A 2,469-nucleotide genomic window follows, 5' to 3' on the forward strand; every position below is an offset into this window, starting at 1 on the left:
GGGCATCGGCATCGAGCAGCACCGTGTTCTGCCGGATCACACCCGACTCGCGCAGCTTGCGGACACGGTTCCAGACCGGCGTCTTGGACGAGCCGACCTTGCGCGCGATCTCGTCCAGCGACTGGGCGGAATCGCGCTGCAATTCGGCAAGGATTTTCCGGTCGATTGCATCAATACGGGTTGTCATTCCAAATTGTCCCGGAATAGGGGGTTAATGTTCTTTCTGCTTTACGATGGCGGACTATCGTTCTTCTTTATCGGGATGTCTAGCCAATTCATGGAACAAAATTCTATATTCTGCGCAAGCAAAAAACCGGAGCCAGACCATGCGCCGCCCCTTCACGCCCAAGATCGTCACAGCCAACGCGTTGCTGGAAGGTGACGTCGTCTATCTGACCGAAGACGACCGCTGGTCGCGGCTCCATTCCGAGGCCGAACTGATCGAGGACGAGGCGCACGCAACAATCCGCCTGCTTGATGCGGAGCGCCAGCAGGGCATCGTCGTCGGCGCCTATCTGGCCGATGCCAGATCCGGACCCGACGGCCCCGAACCGGTGCATTTCCGCGAGGGCTTCCGCAGCCGGGGCCCGTCGAATTACCACCACGGAAAGCAAGCAGGAGGCCGCTGAGATGTATCGTTACGACGAATTCGATGCGGCCTTTCTTGCCGAGCGCAACGCGCAGTTCCGTGGCCAGGTGGCGCGCCGTATCGACGGCAGCCTGACCGAAGACGAATTCAGGCCGCTGCGCCTGATGAATGGGCTCTATCTGCAACTGCATGCCTACATGCTGCGGGTGGCGATCCCCTATGGCACGCTCGATTCGGCCAAGATGCGCAAGCTGGCCGAAGTCGCCGACCGCTGGGACAAGGGTTATGGCCATTTCACCACCCGGCAGAACATCCAGTACAACTGGCCCCGGCTTTCGGACGTGCCCGATATCCTCGATTCGATGGCCGAGGCCGGGCTGCATGCCATCCAGACCTCGGGCAACACGATCCGCAACGTGACCTCGGACCATTTCGCCGGCGCCGCCGCCGACGAGATCGCCGATCCCCGCCCCTATGCCGAACTGATCCGCCAGTGGTCCACAGACCACCCCGAATTCCAGTTCCTGCCGCGCAAGTTCAAGATTGCCGTCACCGGCAGCCCCAACGATCGTGTCGTGACCCGTTCAAACGACATCGGCCTGCGCATGGTCGAAAGCCACGGCAAACCGGGGTTCGAGGTGACGGTCGGCGGCGGGCTGGGGCGCACCCCGATGATCGGCAAGGTGATCCGCGATTTCCTGCCCGAAGGCGAATTGCTGCCCTATCTGGAAGCCATCGTGCATGTCTACAACCGCCATGGCCGCCGCGACAACAAGTTCAAGGCGCGCATCAAGATCACCGTACATGAAACCGGGCTCGACCGTTTCCGCACCGAGGTGGAAGAGGCCTTTCTGCGCACCCGCGGCGAGTTCGCCGGCGTCGACGAACGGGTGATCGCCCGTATCCGCGACCGGTTCGTGCTGCCCCAATTCGTCGAAGGCGGCGCCGAAGCCTATGATGCCGCGCGCCGGGATCCGGTCTTTCGCGCCTGGGCTGATACCAACCTGGCCGAACACCGCCACCCGGATTATTCCATCGTCACCGTATCGCTCAAGGCGCATGGCGAGACGCCCGGCGACGTGACATCGGCGCAGATGCGCGTTCTGGCCGATCTGGCCGGGCGGTACGGGCATGACGAACTGCGCATCAGCCACCAGCAGAACGTCATCCTGCCCCATGTGCGCAAGGCCGACCTGGCCACCGTTCACGCCGCGCTGAAGGCGGCGGGGCTCGGCACGGCCAATATCGGGCTCGCCTCGGACATCATCGCCTGCCCCGGCATGGATTACTGCGCGCTTGCCACAGCCCGGTCGGTCCCTGTCGCCCAGCAGCTTGCCCGGCGGATCGACGATCTGCGGATCGAACACGAGATCGGCCCGCTGCAAATCAAGATCTCGGGCTGCATCAACGCCTGCGGCCACCACCACATCGGAGATATCGGGGTTCTCGGACTCGACCGGGCCGGGGTGGAAAACTATCAGGTGACCCTCGGCGGCGACGCAAGCGAGAACGCCGTCATCGGCGAACGCGCCGGACCGGGCTTTGCCTATGACGAGATCGTGCCGGCGATCGAGCGAATCATGCTGGCCTATCTCGAACAGCGCGACGACGAAGCCGAGACCTTTGCCGAGACCTACCGCCGTCTCGGCGCGGCCCCGTTCAAGGAAGCCCTATATGGACCGGAGAAACAGCGCCATGCAGCCTGACATCCGCAGCATTCCGGCCGACCGCGCGGCGCGCGTCGCGGCAGAACTCGACGGCCTGAAGGGAGCGGCGCTTCTGGCGGCGGCGCTGGCGCATCCGCTGATGGGCAGGACGGCGATGGTCTCGTCCTTCGGAGCCGATTCGGTGGTGCTGCTGCATCAGATCGCCCAGGTCGA

Annotated in this window: 3 protein-coding genes and 1 pseudogene; 3 read left to right on the forward strand and 1 reads right to left on the reverse strand. The window is 63.7% G+C overall.

Annotation, left to right across the window (positions count from 1 at the left end; all coding sequences use genetic code 11):
- A partial coding sequence (locus tag ACK5IR_RS05265; RefSeq protein ID WP_416926619.1) for an Lrp/AsnC family transcriptional regulator occupies window positions 1-187 on the reverse strand: 187 nt, incomplete at its 3' end.
- A gap of 139 nt (window positions 188-326) precedes the next feature.
- On the opposite strand from ACK5IR_RS05265, the gene ACK5IR_RS05270 reads away from it, so the two are divergent.
- From ACK5IR_RS05270 to ACK5IR_RS05280, 3 genes and pseudogenes are all read left to right on the forward strand, one after another.
- Complete coding sequence (locus ACK5IR_RS05270) at window positions 327-629, forward strand: DUF2849 domain-containing protein (RefSeq protein WP_416926621.1); 303 nt, start codon at window positions 327-329, stop codon at window positions 627-629.
- A 1-nt stretch (window position 630) separates the two neighbouring features.
- Entirely contained in the window at window positions 631-2,295 is a 1,665-nt protein-coding gene (locus ACK5IR_RS05275) for a nitrite/sulfite reductase (protein WP_416926623.1), read from the forward strand.
- Window positions 2,285-2,469 (forward strand): annotated as a pseudogene (locus tag ACK5IR_RS05280) (hypothetical protein); the annotation flags it as partial. The gene ACK5IR_RS05275 and the pseudogene ACK5IR_RS05280, both read left to right, overlap by 11 nt.

This window comes from Tropicimonas sp., assembly GCF_047971885.1.
Lineage (GTDB): Bacteria > Pseudomonadota > Alphaproteobacteria > Rhodobacterales > Rhodobacteraceae > Tropicimonas.

Bases quoted from the DNA above. Each gene is read 5' to 3' on its own strand.
- ACK5IR_RS05270 (WP_416926621.1), top strand. From the start codon at position 327: ATGCGCCGCCCCTTCACGCCCAAGATCGTCACAGCCAACGCGTTGCTG.
- ACK5IR_RS05275 (WP_416926623.1), top strand. From the start codon at position 631: ATGTATCGTTACGACGAATTCGATGCGGCCTTTCTTGCCGAGCGCAAC.